This window comes from Pantoea sp. EEL5 (genome assembly GCF_049892805.1).
Taxonomy (GTDB): Bacteria; Pseudomonadota; Gammaproteobacteria; order Enterobacterales; family Enterobacteriaceae; genus Pantoea; species Pantoea ananatis.
Genome location: NZ_JBNDNJ010000001.1, coordinates 1140740 through 1158615, shown reverse-complemented (window position 1 = coordinate 1158615; position 17876 = coordinate 1140740). Strand labels below are relative to the sequence as shown.

At 50.2% G+C, this 17876-nt stretch carries 17 protein-coding genes; 4 read left to right on the top strand and 13 right to left on the bottom strand.

Annotated features, from left to right (window positions below; genetic code table 11):
* Window positions 1–14: 14 nt before the first annotated feature.
* The 3 genes from ACPXSQ_RS05645 (at window position 15) to ACPXSQ_RS05635 (ending at window position 2424) form a co-directional block, all read left to right on the top strand.
* Entirely contained in the window at window positions 15–1382 is a 1368-nt protein-coding gene (locus tag ACPXSQ_RS05645; protein ID WP_426143080.1) for an aspartate aminotransferase family protein, read from the top strand.
* Window positions 1383–1392: 10 nt separating this feature from the next.
* Window positions 1393–1896, top strand: a complete 504-nt coding sequence (locus ACPXSQ_RS05640; protein ID WP_013025688.1) for an Lrp/AsnC family transcriptional regulator — start codon at window positions 1393–1395, stop codon at window positions 1894–1896.
* A 144-nt stretch (window positions 1897–2040) separates the two neighbouring features.
* The gene (locus tag ACPXSQ_RS05635) at window positions 2041–2424 is read left to right on the top strand and encodes a hypothetical protein (protein WP_202631234.1); all 384 of its coding nucleotides are present in this window, start codon (window positions 2041–2043) and stop codon (window positions 2422–2424) included.
* Here ACPXSQ_RS05635 and ACPXSQ_RS05630 read toward each other — a convergent pair.
* The 6 genes from ACPXSQ_RS05630 to ACPXSQ_RS05605 form a co-directional block, all read right to left on the bottom strand.
* A complete protein-coding gene (locus tag ACPXSQ_RS05630; protein ID WP_128574254.1) occupies window positions 2421–2837 on the bottom strand; it encodes a hypothetical protein in 417 nt (138 codons plus the stop codon). The genes ACPXSQ_RS05635 and ACPXSQ_RS05630 overlap by 4 nt on opposite strands.
* Before the next feature lie 42 nt (window positions 2838–2879).
* Entirely contained in the window at window positions 2880–3707 is an 828-nt protein-coding gene (locus ACPXSQ_RS05625) for an MBL fold metallo-hydrolase (protein WP_072138735.1), read from the bottom strand.
* A gap of 106 nt (window positions 3708–3813) precedes the next feature.
* Complete coding sequence (locus ACPXSQ_RS05620; RefSeq protein WP_029568755.1) at window positions 3814–4521, bottom strand: alpha/beta fold hydrolase; 708 nt, start codon at window positions 4519–4521, stop codon at window positions 3814–3816.
* A gap of 104 nt (window positions 4522–4625) precedes the next feature.
* Window positions 4626–5207: a histidine phosphatase family protein gene (locus ACPXSQ_RS05615; protein WP_426143076.1), complete on the bottom strand. Its 582-nt coding sequence runs from the start codon at window positions 5205–5207 to the stop codon at window positions 4626–4628.
* A gap of 172 nt (window positions 5208–5379) precedes the next feature.
* Complete coding sequence (locus ACPXSQ_RS05610; protein WP_015700371.1) at window positions 5380–6483, bottom strand: mechanosensitive ion channel family protein; 1104 nt, start codon at window positions 6481–6483, stop codon at window positions 5380–5382.
* Between the two features lie 565 nt (window positions 6484–7048).
* Entirely contained in the window at window positions 7049–7936 is an 888-nt protein-coding gene (locus tag ACPXSQ_RS05605; protein ID WP_072138733.1) for an SDR family oxidoreductase, read from the bottom strand.
* A gap of 124 nt (window positions 7937–8060) precedes the next feature.
* On the opposite strand from ACPXSQ_RS05605, the gene ACPXSQ_RS05600 reads away from it, so the two are divergent.
* Window positions 8061–8963: an AraC family transcriptional regulator gene (locus tag ACPXSQ_RS05600; RefSeq protein WP_420916628.1), complete on the top strand. Its 903-nt coding sequence runs from the start codon at window positions 8061–8063 to the stop codon at window positions 8961–8963.
* An 89-nt stretch (window positions 8964–9052) separates the two neighbouring features.
* Here ACPXSQ_RS05600 and ACPXSQ_RS05595 read toward each other — a convergent pair whose 3' ends face one another.
* The 7 genes from ACPXSQ_RS05595 to ACPXSQ_RS05565 all read right to left on the bottom strand — a co-directional run bounded on the left by ACPXSQ_RS05595 (window position 9053) and on the right by ACPXSQ_RS05565 (window position 17024).
* Complete coding sequence (locus tag ACPXSQ_RS05595) at window positions 9053–10483, bottom strand: purine-cytosine permease family protein (protein WP_426143073.1); 1431 nt, start codon at window positions 10481–10483, stop codon at window positions 9053–9055.
* Window positions 10484–10996: 513 nt separating this feature from the next.
* Complete coding sequence (locus tag ACPXSQ_RS05590) at window positions 10997–11890, bottom strand: N-acetylmuramoyl-L-alanine amidase (protein ID WP_013025678.1); 894 nt, start codon at window positions 11888–11890, stop codon at window positions 10997–10999.
* On the bottom strand, window positions 11891–12166 hold the full coding sequence (locus tag ACPXSQ_RS05585) for a helix-turn-helix transcriptional regulator (RefSeq protein WP_029568750.1): 276 nt from the start codon (window positions 12164–12166) through the stop codon (window positions 11891–11893).
* A 686-nt stretch (window positions 12167–12852) separates the two neighbouring features.
* A complete protein-coding gene (locus ACPXSQ_RS05580) occupies window positions 12853–13101 on the bottom strand; it encodes a helix-turn-helix transcriptional regulator (protein WP_013025676.1) in 249 nt (82 codons plus the stop codon).
* Between the two features lie 51 nt (window positions 13102–13152).
* Entirely contained in the window at window positions 13153–13857 is a 705-nt protein-coding gene (locus ACPXSQ_RS05575; protein WP_013025675.1) for a fimbria/pilus periplasmic chaperone, read from the bottom strand.
* A complete protein-coding gene (locus ACPXSQ_RS05570) occupies window positions 13829–16189 on the bottom strand; it encodes a fimbrial biogenesis outer membrane usher protein (RefSeq protein ID WP_028715094.1) in 2361 nt (786 codons plus the stop codon). The genes ACPXSQ_RS05575 and ACPXSQ_RS05570 overlap by 29 nt, the downstream gene beginning before the upstream one ends.
* 55 nt (window positions 16190–16244) lie before the next feature.
* Window positions 16245–17024, bottom strand: coding sequence for a DUF1120 domain-containing protein (locus ACPXSQ_RS05565; RefSeq protein ID WP_426143069.1), 780 nt, complete (start codon window positions 17022–17024; stop codon window positions 16245–16247).
* Window positions 17025–17876: the final 852 nt, after the last annotated feature.

Sequence of the window (17876 nt, the reverse complement as noted above, 5' to 3'; positions counted from 1 at the left end):
AACCGGAGAATTGTATGAAAAGCACGACAGATCTCAATATGGTAAACGCCTATATCCCCGGCCAGGTCGACGTGGGGCCGGTCACCGCCGCGATGATTCAACGGCGCGATGCGCTGCTCGGCCCAGCCTATCGCCTGATGTACGAGCATCCCTTACATATCGTGCGCGGTGAAGGCGTGTGGCTCTTCGATCCTGAGGGCCGTCGCTATCTGGATATTTATAATAATGTCACCTCGCTCGGGCACTGCCATCCTGCCGTCACCGAGGCCATCTGTCAGCAGGTTCAGACGCTGGCAACAAATACCCGCTACCTGCACGACACCATTCTGGAACTGGCCGAACGCCTGCTGGCCACCGTGCCGGAAACCGCGCTTGCGCATCTGATGCTGACCTGCACAGGCAGTGAGGCCAATGACCTGGCTTACCGTATTGCCAAAGTTCGTACCGGGGGCACCGGCATTATTGTGACCGAGACGGCCTATCACGGCATCACGGACGCGGTGTCTCAGTTCTCGCCCTCTTTAGGCACGTCGGTGGATCTTGGCGCCCATGTGCGCCTGATTCCTGCCCCACGGCTTTATCATGCTGAGGGAGCCGATCTTAGCGAGCGCTTCACGCGCGACGTGGAAAACGCAATCGCCGACCTGCAGCGTCACGGCATCAAACCCGCCGCGCTGATCGTCGATTCCTTGTTCACCAGCGATGGCATCTTGCCTGGTCCGGTGGGCTTTATGAAAGGTGCAGTTGAAGCCATCAAGCGGGCCGGTGGCGTGTTTATTGCCGATGAAGTTCAGCCCGGCTTTGGGCGCACAGGCGAGACAATGTGGGGCTTCCAGCGCCACGGCATTATCCCGGACATGGTGACGCTGGGCAAGCCGATGGGCAACGGTCAGCCGATTGCCGGTCTGCTGGCCACCGCTGATGTGCTGGCGGAGTTTGGTCAACGCTCACGGTATTTCAATACTTTTGCGGGCAATACCGTTTCCTGCGCAGCCGCACTGGCCGTTCTGAAAACCATTGAAAGGGATGGCCTGGTTGCCCATGCGCGCGATGTAGGCAAACAGCTGCTTGATGGCATAACCGCGCTGGGTAAAAAGCATGAGGCGATCGGTGATGTTCGCGGTGCCGGCCTCTTCGTTGGCGTGGAACTGGTTTCCGATCGTCTGTCGCGCACCCCGGATCGCTGGCTGACCAGTCAGGTGGTGAACAGAATGCGTCAAAAAGGCGTGCTGCTGAGCGCATGCGCAATGGGCCACAACGTGCTGAAAATTCGCCCACCGCTGGTCTTGACGGCAGATCAGGCGGGAATGATAATCGATGTCCTCGATCAGTCGCTGACAGAATCGACGGCCGCCAGGGCTTCCCAGTCTGTTCTGAGGTAATCACCTGACCATGACGCACATTAAACCCCTCGATCGTACCGATATCAGAATACTTGAGCATCTTCAGCGCGAGGGGCGGTGTTCGATAGTGGAACTGGCTGAGGCGATCAGCCTCAGCCCCAGTCCCTGCCTGGCGCGCACCCGACGCCTGGAGCAGAGCGGAATTATTTCGGGTTACGCCGCCAGGGTTACGCTGAACAAACTGGGTAATAACCTGGTTGTGTTCTCCGAAATCACCCTGAACAGTCATTACCCGTCCGATTTTATCAAATTCGAATCCGGCGCCTGTAAGTACCGGGAGATTGTAGAGTGCTACAACATCAGCGGAGGCTATGACTATCTGTTAAAAATCATCGCCCCGAATCTTCACAGGTTTCAGGACCTGATGGATCGTTTGCTGGACGATGAGATCGGTATTGCCAAATTCGCCAGCCGGGTCGTTCTTCGGCAACCCTGGCAGTGGCGCGAAGAGCCACTGAGCGAGATTGCAACCGGGCAGGCAAGCTGGTCGTAATGCCTTGTGCAGGCTGACGGCACATCATGTTACCCCCGGCTTTTCGACCGTAGCTGAGGGTGACTTTAGGGATGAGCCTGATGCAGCGGTATTATCCGCAATAAACCAGGCCGAACGTTAAGGCTTTGAGCGGTGAAAATGATCATGCGATATCAGATGGCTGTCTTGTTGTTTGCAGGAACAACCGCTGCGCTGGCAGCGCCCCCCGTTGCCAATGTCTGGCAGATCTATCAGGCTGAACTCGCTCGCCAGTGCCCAGCTAAACATCTTGAATGGCTCGCACCGGCTGACATTCGTGATGCGCTTGATGACTATCAATCCCATCTGAGTACCGGTTTACAAAGTGCGATGACGACCGCCGAACGTCACCGCTGCCGCGATGTGTCGGCAGGTGTGACATGTGACAATGTCGGTGACCTGGATATTGCCTGGAAAAACGATTTAATGCCCGCTGTTGCGGCCTCTTTTTGTCGCCGTTTTACGATGTGCCGAAAACAGTCGGACTGCGACAACCTTGCTGCACCTTAGCGCTGCCTACCCGCCACCGACGCGAAACCTAAGCGCATGCCGGAATCCGCAGAAGCCTTGCGATCCTTTTTAAGACAATCAATAACTGCGCGCAACGGCGCAGACATCAACCGGCGGGGAAAATAGCGCCAGGAGCCTGCAAAAAAGGCCCACCACGCGTCAGGCAGCGGCATGAGTTCGCCTGTCTTAACGTGTGGCTGCAGCCCGTTTTCGAACGTCGCGGTTACGCCCTGGCCTTTTAGGGTCAGATCGCTTGCACCAGATACACCGTTAACCCCGATAGTCAGGCGTCCGGGCGCATCCATGCGAACCGTTTCTCCATTGCGCGCAAACGTCACGGGGACGTGTGCAACGTGGGGAAATTGTAGATTGATGCCGCCTGCCCCGGCACCGCCATTCAACTTGGGGCGCACTGAGGTCAGGCAAGGATGACAACGTGAGATAACCCAACCGGCTCAGACAAAACGCCATTCAAAGCCGTTTGCCGTTTTATTGATATGACCGGCGGAACTTCGGGCAAAGTGAGCGCTGAACCATAGCGCCTGATTCTCGACAGCCCATTCCATCGCCCAGCGGCGTTGAACTTCAGCCTGCTCTGCGTTGGCACAAAAGCGTGAGGCCAGATGAGGCTGCCTGACCTGAAGCTCGTTATGCATCAGGTCACCGCTGAATAAGGCATATTCCCCCGCACTGTGCAGGATAATCGACGCATGATCGTGGCTGTGCCCCGGCGTCGGGACAACGCGTAACACTTCAGCGAAATGCGGCGTTTGACTCACATCGAACGTCTCAAGTAACCCGGCATCGATCACCGGGTTAAAGCTGTCTTCTAAAACCGTTTTTCTTGCCGGATCGTTTTGCCAGCTTTTCAGGCCAATAGCGGAACAGTGATAGCGCGCATTTTTGAAAAATGGCGCCCACTTGCCTTCAACCTGATGGGTATTCCAGCCAACGTGGTCGCCATGCAGATGGGTGAGCAAAACGATGTCCACCTCATCGGGATTAATGCCTGTCTCGCGAAAACATTGTTCATAAGGCGTATCCAGTTGGTGGGAAAGCGGAGAGCCGAGGCGCTCACGTCCATTACCACTCGCTGTATCAATGACAATGACGTTATCTGGCGTTCGGACAATCCAGCTATGCACCGAAAGCGCGATATTTTCAGGAGAAAGACCGTCCAGCTGCTGGTCTGGATACAGCATGCTCACAGATAATGACGCCTCAAGTTCCGAAACCTTGAAGACGTCACAGTCACCCACGCGATAGTTCGATTTCTGTTTCACAGTAGCCCCTAAGACAGGATGAAATGATGCTTTTGATGAGTATGATTGAATCGTATCAGCTGGAAGAGGTTATCCCTGCAAAAATCTCATCGCCCCGCCCTCTGTGCTAATCCGTCACCAGCCGGGCTATGTTTTCGCCCAAATCTAAAAGAAAGGCCTCTCGCGACGGATGTGAATCGGTTACCTGCGGAGGCAAGGTATTCATGAAGGTAAAATGCCCGGCCTCTGCCATCACACAGAGATAAGTCTGCGTGTAACCCTCCAGTGCCTGTTTAAGAAAGCAGGCCTGGGACGGGGGCGTCAGGCTGTCCTTTTCACCTGCCCAGATGTGAACAGGTACGTTCACCGCTGCCAGCGCAGACGGAGCCTGGAAAAAATCGGCGGGCGGTGCCAGTAAAATAAGTCGATGCAACATCCGGTCGCCGGCGAAAACAACCGATTCCCCTGTGCTTGTCATCGCTACAGCCCCGGCATTAAGCAATAAAATCACGCTACCCAGGGAGTGGCCAACACCGGTAACCGACGCATAACCGCTACAAAATTCATTCTGAGCCCGCGCAAGCCGCTGGCAGCGTTCCAGTAATTCAGCGCTGGCGGGCACGGGTGAGGTCAACCGTTCAAAGTGTGGCGCGACAACGGAAACGCCATGGCGGGCAAAGGTCTGGAGAAGTTCAAGATGGCGCAGCGGACTGCCGCCCAGCCCCGCAGCAAAAAGGATACAGCGCGTCGCCCCCTTAACCTGCAATAAGGTGACGTCAAACGCCTCTTCCCCATGTTTGATCCGAGACGTTTCAGTAAGATCACTTTTGTCCATCAAAACGCATCCCGCTTAACCGATTGTCAAAAATATTAACAGGCTCTCGCCACCTTTACGCGTTGGATGCCGTTCTGCCACACAGTAAACCCCGGCTTCGTGAATTATGACTGGTCAGGACATTGGGATGAAACGTCATTGAGCCCCTCTGCATCCTGAGTAAATGATTTGAAGTGCTGGCGATCGTCAATTTTTACCACATAAATTGAATCAAAATCCGCTGACGGCCAGTCAGGTACAAGCGCCGCATCTCCGCCCGTTTTTTCAACAAGTGTCCGGGCAGCAATGACCAGATTTTTATGCTCCCAGGCGATCATGGTCAGCGGAACGCGTTTCTCATTGAGAAGGTCAGAGACCAGTTTACGGGGTTTATCCGCGTGAAAGCGCAGTATTACAGGCCTGGAAACCTGCACCGCCAGAGGGATCAGCGTGGAGAGTGGCCGCAGCGAACTCCCTGTTTTATCCTCTTTCGGTGCAGAGGCGTAAAGCGCATCCGGGTTTCCATAGCGGCTCAGCAACACTGCAGGAAGTTTCAAGGCCCGATTAAGACCTTTGCAGGTCAGTTGACCACTTGCATTGTCGGGTTTTTCGCCATGACGAAAAAAAACATAGGTACTGTCGGCCTCAGCACTCAAGGGGACAAAGACAGTACACGCAAACACTAAAGCCAAAAATTTCTTCATCATAACGTCCTGTGAGTCATAAATTCGCCAGCAAGGGCCTGATTTCAGAGCAGTTCACTAACAACAGATAAACGGTCGATGAACGAATGAATCTGCTGACTGGCTGCACAAGTGTGCCAGACACAGGCACAATAGCGCTTATGCCCCGTCCGGCGCATCTGTATTCTGTGCGCTGTCACCCAAGCGAGCCGGGTTGCGACCTGGCCTCCTGGCCGTTCATCTCCGAATCGGTCAGCGTCGCTCTGACATGCGGCAAACTCTGCGGATAATGTTGCTGGATAAACTCAATCATTTTCTCACGTACGTAACAGCGTAAATCCCAGGCCGTGGGAGAGTTCTGTGCGGTCATTAACAACCTGATTGTCATGGTTTTTTCGCTGGTATCGGTGACCTGGAGCACCTGCGTCTGCTGATCCCAAAGCCTCGTTTCACTGAGTACTTTTTCAAAATGCTGGCGGAGAGGTTCCAGCGGCATGGAATAATCCACGTAAAGAAAAACCGAGCCGAGTATTTGCGCGTTATTCCGCGTCCAGTTCTGAAAGGCATTTTCGGTAAAGTAGGTAATGGGCAGAACCAGTCGGCGCAGGTCCCAGATACGCACGACAACGTAGGTCAGATTGATCTCCTCAATCCAGCCCCACTCTTTTTCCACGACCACGGCATCGTCAATTTTTATCGGTTGCGTGAAGGCAATTTGTATTCCGGCAAACAGATTCACCAGCGACTTCTGCAGGGCAAAGCCAATGATGATTCCGGCTACGCCAGCACCCGCCAGAATCGTCGTGCCAAATTTACGCACACCCGGAAAGCTCAGCAGAATCATGGACAGACAGAATAACACCAGGATGACGATGGCGACCTTTTTGACATACATTAATTGCGTACGAATCTTGCGGGCGCGAAGGTTATTCGACAGATTAATGTCATAACGGATAAAGAGCATATCCTGCGCCACATTCGTTAACCGAATTAATACCGAGCAGACCGACAGGATAATAAAAATATTGGCGGTGGCGGTGATAAAATTTAGGGATTTTGGAGGGATATTAATATAATTAACCCCGATATTGATGAGCAGTAGGGGAATAAAAAGAAACAGGGATCCACGTAGATGCTTTTCAAGCGATTTGAACAGTTTTCTGTCGCGATTTTGCCAGTAGCGAATAAACACAAAAAGAACAAATCGGGACAGAAAGCCCACAATTAACGAAAAGATAACCAGTAAAACCGCAGGCACCCAGGTTGGCACCCCAGAGAACTCATCAAAGATCAACGACATCATTTTCCCTTCTCAAGCAATCGACAGCCTCAGGCTGTATGAAAGGTCACTAAAATCAGTAACCGCTGTTTTCTCGGTTATCTGCGAACGACGTGATTACGTATAGTAGTCTATGAAAAATTTGACCCACTGCCTCTTTAATCGGATAAAAACCGCATAAGGCGGCCAGTTTTAGCGGCGCTGTGTTCATAACCGACTGAAAATAAGACTTATTTACTTTCGGGCAAGTAAGATATCGCCATCGGCTTCACTCAACCGACATGCTCTGCTGGTAGCGGGGGAAATACGCGAAAGCGCAGCAAGGCCTCGCTTCGGTGCAAAAGCATTGCCGAGCGAGACAGGCACGATTGCCGCACAACCGCCACGTCAAACGCAAAGCCGTCATCTTGCAGAAGGCACGCACTCCTACCCGTCAGTGGAAAAAGGGGTTTTTCCCGGGGAAAGCACACCACCTGGTCGCCTGCGGTCGGCGACGCGTAGAACGATGTCGCTTTGGCGGGGCATATTACGTTGAGCAGGTCCACTTAGGGTGCAGCGGACCTGGCAGAGCAGTGTCGTTATCCCGTTAACGCAGACGAACCTGCTCAAGGTCAGCCAGTAAGCCGGGCCCCTGTGGCTTCCAGTCCAGATCCCTGCGGGTGATTGCAGCCGAAGCAGACATGTCCTCTGCAACAAATTTGCCCAACGCGCCAAAGTGTGCTGATGCTTCACTCGCCTCAATGCGAACCACCGGCACATCAAGCACCTGTCCAATCGTTTCGGCAATGCTGCGCAGGGGAATACCTTCTTCTGCTACGGCATGATAGCGCCTGCCCGCCAGATTTTTTTCAAGGGCGAGGACATAAAGCCGTGCAGCATCACTGATATGTACCGCCGACCAGCGGTTCTGACCCTCGCCCACCCAGGCCGAGACGCCCTTTTGCCGGGCCGTTTCAATCAATGAGGTCACTAGCCCTTGTTTCAAGGGATTATGCACCTGAGAGAGCCGGATGACGGCAACATTGATCCCTTTTTCTAAGACCGCCATTGCGCCCCGTTCTGTCGCCTTACGCGGATTGCGGTGTTCAAAGTTAACGTGGTTTTCAACTGCCAGGCTGCCAGGCCCTGCTGAGCCCAGCGCGACGGCGGACGTGACGATCAGCGGCCGCTGCGTTCCCGCCAGGGCTTCACCCAGCGCCTCAACCACCAGCCTGTCTTTTTCGCATTGGGCGACAAACGTGGAAAAATCATGATTAAACGCTGTGTGAATAACCCCGTCGCTTAGTGACGCGCCGCGCCGCAGGCATTGAAGGTCGTTAATGTCGCCAAAAAAGGGTTCGACACCCGCAGCAGCCAGCACTTCCGCGCCTTTTTGGCTTCGGGTCAGCCCTGAAACCTGGTAGCCGGAGGCAATAAGCTGAGCGGCAACCGCGGTGCCGATAAATCCCGTCGCGCCGGTAAGAAAAATTCGCATCCTGTTCGTCCTTACTGTGAATCAGCCATCATTTAACAACCCGATGCAGCTAATTTAGACGGGAGGCGTAATACATTCTATGCTGGAACGTCGCTGTTTTATGTCCGATCGTCCGGAGCAGACTATGGACCCGCTATCACAGTTGTTATCGCTACTCAAAACTGAAAGTTACGTTTCAGGCGGTGTTGTTCTTGATCCTGCACAGGCAGTCCAGTGGCCCGCTCATGACGGGGTCAAATGTTATGCCGTCGTGTTTGGATCCTGCTGGCTGTCCGTTGAGGGACTGGCAGAGCCCGTCAGGCTCACCGCTGGAGAGTGTTATCTTTTACCTCCCGGCCCCCCTTTCAGACTGGCAACAGACTTAACGCAAAAACCGGTCGATTTTCAGACCGTCCGGACTGAAATGATTTCCGATATCGCAACCAAAACGCACGAAACGTCAGGTTGTTTTCTGGTAGGCGGGCATTTTTTACTGGCTGGCCGCGCTGCACGCCTGCTTTTGCATTCCTTATCACCCGTGGTGCATGTTCACAGAGACGCAGATAAAAAGGCGATGTATTGGGCACTTGAACGGATGGCTCAGGAAGTGCGCGCCCCTCAACCGGGCAGCGAGCTTATCGTGCAGCAACTGGCTTTTATGCTGGTCATACAGGCCCTGCGATTGCACGCCGATGACAGCACAACTCCCCGCACTGGCTGGCTCTTTGCTCTCCGCGATAAAAAGCTGAGCGCGGCGATAGCCTGTATGCACGATGCCCCCGGACAGGGCTGGACAGTGGAAACGCTCGCCACGCAAGTGGGAATGTCACGTTCGGCGTTCGCACAACACTTTAGCCAAACCGTGGGTATGGCTCCTGCTGCCTATCTCACCCAGTGGCGAATGCTGTTGGCCTGCGACCGCTTACAACAGACTGATGACTCTGTACTGCATATTGCCACCTCGCTGGGATACGAGTCAGAAAGTGCATTCAGAAAAGCCTTTAAGCGCGTCATCGGCTGCACACCTGGAAAATTCCCCGCAGGGTAACAGGTTCAAGCCTGCCCTGGCAGACGGCGACAGACGGGAATGTTGGACATGATGCGAGACGATCGTCGCGGTTGGCGATCGTCTCGCGGTTATTTGGCCGGGCAGACAGACGCTTCAAGTTTGCCCCGCCGATCCCACCGGCAGGCAAGCAGCCACAGCAGCGCCGTCACAATCCAGCCGATGATCCACGAGATGTCGTTGCCGGCAAAGATCCAGGTCAGCGAACCATGATAAAGCGGGTTATCGATAAACGGCAGTTGCACCAGCACGCCCAGAAAGTAGACCGAAATACCGGCCCCGTTCCAGCGCCCATAGCGCCCGTCTGGCTGCGACAGCGCCGGGATATCTACTTTGCCATGGGTGATGAGATAAAAATCAGTCAGGCTTATCGCGCTCCAGGGCACAAAGAAAGCCAGCAGAAACAGCAGGAAGTGCGTAAAGGATTTCAGGAAAGCCGGTTCACTCAGCAGGGCAATCACGCAGGCCAGCGTCACCATTGAGGTGACAAACATAACGCGCCCCGCCCGACTGAGCGAGGTTTGCTGGCGAAAACCCGACACAATGGTCGTCAGAGACATAAAACTGCCATAGGCATTTAACGTGGTGAACGTAATTTTGCCAAAGCAGATGGCGAAATAGATCACCATCGCCATGGTGGCGCTGCTGCCCAGACTCACAATATAGCCAACCTCATTGCCTGAAAAGGCCTTACCGGCGATCGCGGCAACGATCACGCCCAGGGTCATTGATGCCTGGGTGCCGGTCATGCTGCCAAAGAACACCGCGCAGAACAGCGTCTTTGCGGAAACATCGGCGGGAAGATAGCGCGAATAGTCAGAGACATAGGGGCAAAACGCAATTTGCCAGGAGGAAGACAGCGAGACCGCCAGCAGAAAGTTAGCCAGCGTAAAATGGCGATTCTGCCATACCGCCGATAAGTCGTGAGTGGAGAGCAGCGTGATGAATAAACAGGCAAAGGCCAGGACGCCGATCACGCTCGCCAGTTTCCCCAGTTGATGAATCACACGATAGCCCAGCACCGCAATCACCACAATAAGGGCGCTAAACACCACCATTCCGGTCGCGTTGCTGACGTGAATAAGCTTCGCCAGCGCCTGTCCCGCCAGCACCGTACCACTGGCAGAAAAGCCGACGTACATTATACAGACCAGCACCAGGGGAATGACCGCACCGAATACACCAAACTGCATGCGGCTGGTGATCATCTGCGGTAACCCCAGGCGCGGGCCCTGAATGGCATGCAACGACATGATGCCCGCCCCGATGATTTGGCCGACCAGCAGCCCAACCAGCGACCACACCACATCGCCGCCCAGAACCACAGCTAGCGCGCCCGTGACAATGGCGGTGATTTGCAGATTACCGCCAAACCAGAGGGTAAACTGGCTGAAAGGCTGCCCGTGACGTTCGCGCGGCGGGATGTAATCAATCGAACGGGTTTCTGACAGGCGCGGTTTCTCTGCGCCTGAATAATCTGCTGCAGGTGATTCAGCTGGCATAGTTTCCTCACTGGAACACAGCATACGCGGTGCGTTGAGACCTATTGTTGAACGGATGGATGCGTAAACGGCAGTACATGTATATACATGTAACGATACTGTCACGCGAGTTGAGAAGTTACAAGATGACGCGTCATTGGAAAATGTGATGGTGCAGGCAAGCCTGACAGGTGACCGCGCATCGCTTGCTAGCATGTCGGGCGTGAAAACGAACAATTGCGCTGGCTCCTGCCCTCAACCCGTCAGATTGACGTATTGAAGGCAAAGCCGAGTACAGGCGAAACGCGCCACATGCCTTACCAGGTGTTAAATCCACAACAGCCAACACGGTAAAATTGCGATATGAATCTCCGTCTGGCTCCGTTCACAAACTGACAGGAGCCCTTATAAGGAGTCAGCCTAAACATAACGTTTGCCCGTTAGCCGCCCACCCAGCACACCGCCTCTGCGTGACTGGCGTCCGTAACAGCCCGATGCTCAAAGTCGCTGCCTGGCCTTGAGTTGATGATCCCTTCAATCAATGGCCTTTGGGCGATACTGTTCGTTAAGCGCCTGAGCAATTGCCTCTGTTTCCGCATCAGGTATGCCGTTATCAAGCGCCGGTCTGAAGTGCATTTGAAACGCCTGAATGGTTTTTATAGTCTCCTCGTCCAGCACACCCGTTTGTGGAATAGCATCATATCCATAGGTTTTAAGTAGCACCTGCATTTTATGAACATTCACAGGTGCGGTTGGTAGACGACCGTTGAGATATTTTTTTATTTTCTCTGCTTCCGGCCAGGCCCCGATCCCCTGAGCAGCCAGTTGTTTCCAGGGAAACAGCTTACCGGGGTCTTGTTTTCGCAGGGGGGCGATATCACTATGACCGACTACGTTATCAGGGGTAATATTATAACGCTGGATAATACGCCTGGACAACGCGACAAGCGCCTTGATTTGTTTTTCATCGTAGGGATACCAGGTTTTATGTCCCAACATATTTTCTGAAAAACCACGATTAACAATCTCAATACCGACAGAAGAATCATTGAGATTGACACGCCCATTCCAGTTACTGACACCGGCGTGCCAGGCGCGCTTATCTTCATGGACCAGTTGATAGATGAGGGGTTTATCTGCTGTATTGTCAGGCGACTCAGGAATAAGGTAATGGGCGCTGACATTATTACCTGTAAGAAGTTTTAACGATGTCGCGTTATCAGCGGCCGTGTAATGAAAAACCAGGAAACGAATACGTTCGTTTTGGGCGAGTGAAGAATAATCATGGCTCAGCGTATAGTCTTGCCTGTTTGCTTTTGACGAAATGCTAGGGCTACAACCTGTAAGTGATAACAGTAAAAACAGGCTGGTAAGGATGCATCTTACATTCTTTTTAATTCCCATATCAATTAAATCCTTTTGCAACATTTACTTTATCCTGATCGCTCTTTTATTCTGACGGAGGATAGAAAATTCAATCTCGCTCCTCTGATAAGAAAGCCTGTTTTCCAAAAACCACATAATGAATTCATTATCATTCTTCACGCCGATTTTTTTCATCACTCTCCGTTTATAATAACTGACTGCTTTCTCCGGCAGATTCATCCATTCGGCTATTTGCCTTACTGTCATCCCGGTCATAAAAAACCAGGTAACCGCTACTTCATTTTCAGTAAATGTCAGACAACGTTTTGCATTATCCATAAAAGTCACAACCCCTCCACTGGAGCAATAATTTTTTATCTCTCCACAAATAACCAAAAAAAATATTTAATTAACAATTAACTTCAAATCCCAACCTGTCATTCATCATCCCAACGCCATATAAAAATGCCCCCTTCCCTAACCTGGTGGCATTCAGTGAACGACTAGCTAAGATAATTCCGGATTGTACGTACCGGATTAACATGCCCCGCTAAACCGGCATCATAATTTCTAAAAACGCCGCATTTAATTGATAGAAACCCTAAGCACGAAGCCACACAGAACAGATTTCCATTCTCAGAATATCGGATGTACTGTTTTTTATTAGCCTCTCGCTATTTTCATATTCAATAAAGCGTTCAGCTCAGAACATTGAGATAACAATTTTAGGACGTTACACAACCAGAAAGGGTATTATCTGCGCCTGTCTGTAACTCATCCCCCGCCAGTTACAGAAAGGCGCAGAATCCTCCGGCAATATCTTTCCCCCCTACAGCGGCCAAAAGCCCCCTTTTCCTCGCAACGTTTTGCCAGCACCGCCTCCAACGCCATAAACCTTCCCTGCACCTGCCCACATACATTGCGGAGAGGAAGGCATATCGCCGGCACAGTGCCGAGAGCGTTCGCCAAAATATTCAAACCACGTACACCCGATGGTTATTAATTGGATGAATCCTCGTTTTGCACTAACCCTCCCTCTCCTCAAGACTAAAAGAGGGACGGTTGGCGATGAACCAGAGAATAAGTTCCTTATTGTTTTTCACACCTAATTTACGCATCACCCTGCGTTTGTGGTAACGAATTTTCAGCACATCCATGCCTGTCCGGCACGCAATCTGCTGTAATTTCATTCCGGTCATGTAAAACCCTATTACGGCAATTTCTTTGTCCGTTAAAAAAACATTTTCTCCATGTTTCCCGATAACCCTAAGCACATGTTATCTCCATAGCGAATCAGTAAACCTCAAAGGCGCGCCTGCAATAAACTACAGGGTGACTTTGTTTGTTTTTAACTGATAATTATAATCACTGACGCTGGTGATGCTCAGATGCATACCCTTTGAAAGTGGATGAGAAGGTGTAGCGCACAACGTCTCCTGCGGAAGAACATAAGGCTTCGTAAAAGTGATTTTCGATCCGCCTTCATCTGTATTAACCAAAGGTGAGAAACGGAACACTTTAGCGCTGGGATTACTTATACAGAGATCGCCGCGGACTAACTGATATTGTACGCGCTGCCACATATCTTTTTGCTCGATATCTTTTCTGACGTTAACTACGACCGGCAGATCTTGCCCAATGAGAATTTTCACCTTTCCATCGCTGACCTCATCCTTAGGTGGTAATCCTGTAAATACGACGCGCGCGATATGCTCTTTTACATCCGGCGTATTGGTACGGTAAATTACCCGAATGCTCTGGATGTCGCCTGGACCTATTACAATAGCCTGAGGTTCAGTATACAGTGTGCCACCGGCAAGATTATCGTCTGGTAGACGCCGGATTTTGCTGTAAAGCAGCACACTTTTATCGCCATTATTCTTAATATCAATAGTCGACTCCTGCTTACCTGACTCGATCAACACCGCTGATGATGAAGGTAGAATTTCGGCACTGGCATCATGAATAAGACCTGTAAATATGAAAACACTCATAGAAACGTTACGAAGCATGGCAGTTGAAAATAACATTTTTAATACTCTCCTGTTGATTCAGACGACGAGATGAAAGTTTACATTGCATATTTAAATGCGTAGGTGACGACATACCTTCTGATTCCAGCTTTCCGATATCTTTTTCATCGATTAAAAGAATATCTTTGTCGATGAAACGGGCAATTAATTTTCCAGAACCGTCATAAAAAAGATCAATCTGATGAATGTCAGAAGGTTTGTGGCTCCATTTCAACAGCATTGAACGGTTATCCGCTATGCCAAATTTAAAGAACGGCACCGATCCGCGAACAGCTGAAAAATCTCTGACGTTGTTTTTAATGATTACACCTGATGGCAGACCTTCCGGGCTAACGCGAATAAAATCATTTCGTCCTTCAGCGACAGGCGTAATTATGGCTTTTCCATCATGATTGGTGACCGCACTACTTTGTAATGAGGCGACATCAAGATAATGATGGACGCCTGTGTCGACCACCGCCCAGGTATTGCCAATACGGTTTGGTGAGAAAATAACGCCTTCTTTACTAATGGCAACAGCACCGGATAAATATGCCGCGGTGGTCTGCGATACGCCTCCGGCATCTCGTCCCTGGGAGAGCGAGACATCCGCAGTGGTGTAAGGTGTAATGACGGCATTATCCAGCGAGTAGCTTTCTGAACGACCCGCGCCCGACGTACGCATCTGGCTGGCAGTCACGGTATAGTTTTTAGATACCGGCGCACTGAGCGAATTCGACAGGCGCGCTCTGTTACCGTACGTGTAATACTGACTTCGCCAGTTAGCGCTGTGTTTGTTGAAACTTAGTGGAAGGCTCAAGAAAAGATTGAGGCTGATCTTATCTTTTTGCGTTTGTCCGGGGCTTAATGACATGTAGGAGACACCTACGCCCAACGAAGCTTTTCCCACAGGTAAGTTCAGACTGCCTGACAATGAATTGAAACCAGGCGCATCGTAGAAACGATAATGTGTTAACGAGATACTTCCTGTCACGCCATAGGAAAACTGCTGCGTTTGCGTTAAACCAATGCTGCTCCGCTGTGCATTGTAATTCCCGAGTCGTGCCTGGCCAATATAGCTAAAATGCCGGCTGTTACGACTAAAATTAAGGCTGGTATTTTTATAGCTGCCTGAAACATCCAAACTCAGGCCCTTCTGGTTTTTCTCATTTTGTACGCTTGTCAGGCTGGAGCGAAAGCGAAAATCTTTTTCGAAAGCCGTATTGCTGACCGTAAGCCCGCGATAGCCTGACGCAGTGACCATAGCGACCGATGGGGCGAAGATTGAATTTAGCGTTCTGGAGAAACCGGCGCCGCTTACCGTGCTTCTGCTGCCGCTAACGGTACGTCCCGTAAAAGCATAATAGCCCGCGTTACCATCCTGGTCAGAGGTGATTTGCGCGCGTGAGATGATGCGCGAGTCAACGATCTGCCCGTCTCGCTTAACCAATACCCTGACGTCATCACTAAAGCCAGCTACCGGAATATTACGCAGTTCCGCATGGCCTTTCTGAATGATTTGTTTCCAGAGAAGCAAGTTATTTTGCCAGAACTCGACAGTCAGCGTTTCTGCAGCTTCATAATTAAAGTTCACAAATGCCGTCGCGTTGCCGTTGGCGGAGGAGATGATGGCACCATCAATATAGCCAGTGCCAAACCCACCATCGCTAACGATTGTTCGTCCTGCGCGGACGCGAACATTTTGATAGTCTCGCTCAATATAGCCATCACGTATCGTGTTAACCGCCGTACGTGCGTTACGGCTGCTAAAGGAACTGTAGTAACCATGTGAGCGAATAATCGTATTGTTCATATTAATTCCGGCTTCATAATCTGTATTGATACTGTTGAGGGAGGTTTCTCCTCCTGAAAAGCGATAGGCATAGGTATTGTAATTTATAAATGCCCCGTTCCCGCCACTCAACCTTTGCTTCCCCTCTGGATTAATCAGATATTTTACAGGGACTAATAACCGTAAGGTATTATTAGCCCGATCAAATTTAGCCTGAATCTGTTTATCCAGATAAAAATATTTACTGCCATTTCTGGCTTTGTAGGGCGACCATGCTAACGCTTTTATTCCTGCTTTTAATTTTATGTCTTCCGAATAAACCGCTGCATTTTTAACCGAAAAAACCCTTCCTGATAAAATATATTTTCCATTGATGTAAATATCAGATTCCGTTTCTCGCTCTGGCATTACATGCTGATTAAGTGCATTATCAAGCTGCGCAGAAGTGATACCATTCGCAGCCATCAAATTAGAATCAAAATGTAGCGTTTCACTCCGCACTGGTGCTATAAAAATTAAAAAGAAAATAACAGTAACAACATAATATATTTTTTGCATGTCAAAATCAGGCACCTCATAGGGAGATGCCTGCTGTCGCTCTCAAAAAAATAAATTAGAAATAACGTACGTTAATCTGTGCAGTACCCTGCCAGTCAACCTGTTGTGCATTGGTTATCATATTTCCGGCGTTTAATTGCGGTTCGATGTCAAACACCCATGAAATAACTTTCCCTGAGGCTGGTGCACTAGTCGTTTCATCCCATGGTGTCCAGTCTTCCGTTTTCTTATAACTCCAATTGGCATTTAACACACGACCAAACGCAGTACCACTATGCGAACCACTATTCTGGTAACCGAAAGAGGTCGTATTGGTCACGCCGTCTACCGTTGATGAAACAGGGCTGATGGTAAAATTCCCCAATTTATTTCCCGTTACCGGATCCATCCCTAAACCAAAAATACGCGTACTATCTGCATGCCCACTTCTGTTATTGGTATTCACACCCACCATAGCACTGCTTTCATTGGGGTCGGTCGCCCAGAATGCCACTTTCTGCGCTGAGGGACAACTTACCTGTAATGTCACTTGTTTCGCTGCAAAGGTATTGACCGCGGTTTGATTAAGATCTTTGTGCTGAGTAATCCCCCAGTCAAGAGCCTCACCGCCTACAACATTTGCTGTACAGGCGTTCGGCGCAATGATGCCATGAACATTAATGTCGGTTCCCGCCATGGCTGAATGGCAAAATAATGCACTGGTGGTGAAACTCAACGCTAATACTGTTTTATTAAAAGACACGTTATTCTTCCTTATCTCTATATAAAAAAATCGACACAAGCCGCTCAGGCTTAATGCGGTGAGAAATATAACGTTAAACATTGAAATCGCCATATGAATTAATCTCTTTTTTTATAAAATGATCTTTTGTTTTTTATTGTTAAAAATCAATAAGATAGACACATACCCTATGCCACATTTAAAGCAATGTTTTTTTGATTGATTTATAAATAAATTCAGAAAAGAACATACACATCAACTCCAAATATTTACTTATCACTGCGTGAAAACCCGTCTTTTAAAGATTGCAATGGACACCTGCCGGATTAGACTGCCCTTTCCAGTTCCTTTTCATACTTTTTTCTGTGTCGAAGCGTCAGTACACACAACGCCATGCCGTCACATCTGATTGACGCTGTTTCATTGCCCTACTAATCACGTTTAAAATAGACAAACGTTCAGCCTGACGCTGTCGTTAGTCACTCAATCTGAATGCATTACTTAAGATTTTTCATTCCTGACCATTTTCATTCCTTTAGTTCATTACTGGTTTACATTGACTCACAGCCATATCTTTTAGTCAGATAGTCGTACCAGAAAAGCTTACCGTTTTATCCTACCTTCCCGTTAAATCAGCAATATGTTTGAAAAAGAAAGTGCGGTGCAAACCGTGACGCTCTTAGAACATTGGGCCTCAGGCCTGGGTAGCGCACTTTTCGATACTTAACGTCAGGAGATCAGGAAACGACAGACATTCTGTCAGGTCGATGAGAGTGGTGTTTGTTACAGCGGGATATTGATTACATGATATCTACGATGCGTTGCTAAGCCATAATGTCGCAGGTATGGATAAATACAGCATGACACAGGTAAGTGAGGGCAGTTAAAAACATCATCAACGCCCCATTGAAATGCAATACCTTAACGTTAAACGAAGCAACGTAAGATTCTGTGATGCCCACCTTG

What these genes read in the sequence shown, in the direction of transcription:
- ACPXSQ_RS05645 (WP_426143080.1), top strand. Translation starts at nt 15, where the DNA reads ATGAAAAGCACGACAGATCTCAATATGGTAAACGCCTATATCCCCGGC.
- ACPXSQ_RS05640 (WP_013025688.1), top strand. Translation starts at nt 1,393, where the DNA reads ATGACGCACATTAAACCCCTCGATCGTACCGATATCAGAATACTTGAG.
- ACPXSQ_RS05635 (WP_202631234.1), top strand. Translation starts at nt 2,041, where the DNA reads ATGCGATATCAGATGGCTGTCTTGTTGTTTGCAGGAACAACCGCTGCG.
- ACPXSQ_RS05620 (WP_029568755.1), bottom strand. Translation starts at nt 4,521, where the DNA reads ATGGACAAAAGTGATCTTACTGAAACGTCTCGGATCAAACATGGGGAA.
- ACPXSQ_RS05615 (WP_426143076.1), bottom strand. Translation starts at nt 5,207, where the DNA reads ATGATGAAGAAATTTTTGGCTTTAGTGTTTGCGTGTACTGTCTTTGTC.
- ACPXSQ_RS05610 (WP_015700371.1), bottom strand. Translation starts at nt 6,483, where the DNA reads ATGTCGTTGATCTTTGATGAGTTCTCTGGGGTGCCAACCTGGGTGCCT.
- ACPXSQ_RS05605 (WP_072138733.1), bottom strand. Translation starts at nt 7,936, where the DNA reads ATGCGAATTTTTCTTACCGGCGCGACGGGATTTATCGGCACCGCGGTT.
- ACPXSQ_RS05600 (WP_420916628.1), top strand. Translation starts at nt 8,061, where the DNA reads ATGGACCCGCTATCACAGTTGTTATCGCTACTCAAAACTGAAAGTTAC.
- ACPXSQ_RS05595 (WP_426143073.1), bottom strand. Translation starts at nt 10,483, where the DNA reads ATGCCAGCTGAATCACCTGCAGCAGATTATTCAGGCGCAGAGAAACCG.
- ACPXSQ_RS05590 (WP_013025678.1), bottom strand. Translation starts at nt 11,890, where the DNA reads ATGTTGCAAAAGGATTTAATTGATATGGGAATTAAAAAGAATGTAAGA.
- ACPXSQ_RS05585 (WP_029568750.1), bottom strand. Translation starts at nt 12,166, where the DNA reads ATGGATAATGCAAAACGTTGTCTGACATTTACTGAAAATGAAGTAGCG.
- ACPXSQ_RS05575 (WP_013025675.1), bottom strand. Translation starts at nt 13,857, where the DNA reads ATGTTATTTTCAACTGCCATGCTTCGTAACGTTTCTATGAGTGTTTTC.
- ACPXSQ_RS05570 (WP_028715094.1), bottom strand. Translation starts at nt 16,189, where the DNA reads ATGCAAAAAATATATTATGTTGTTACTGTTATTTTCTTTTTAATTTTT.
- ACPXSQ_RS05565 (WP_426143069.1), bottom strand. Translation starts at nt 17,024, where the DNA reads ATGGCGATTTCAATGTTTAACGTTATATTTCTCACCGCATTAAGCCTG.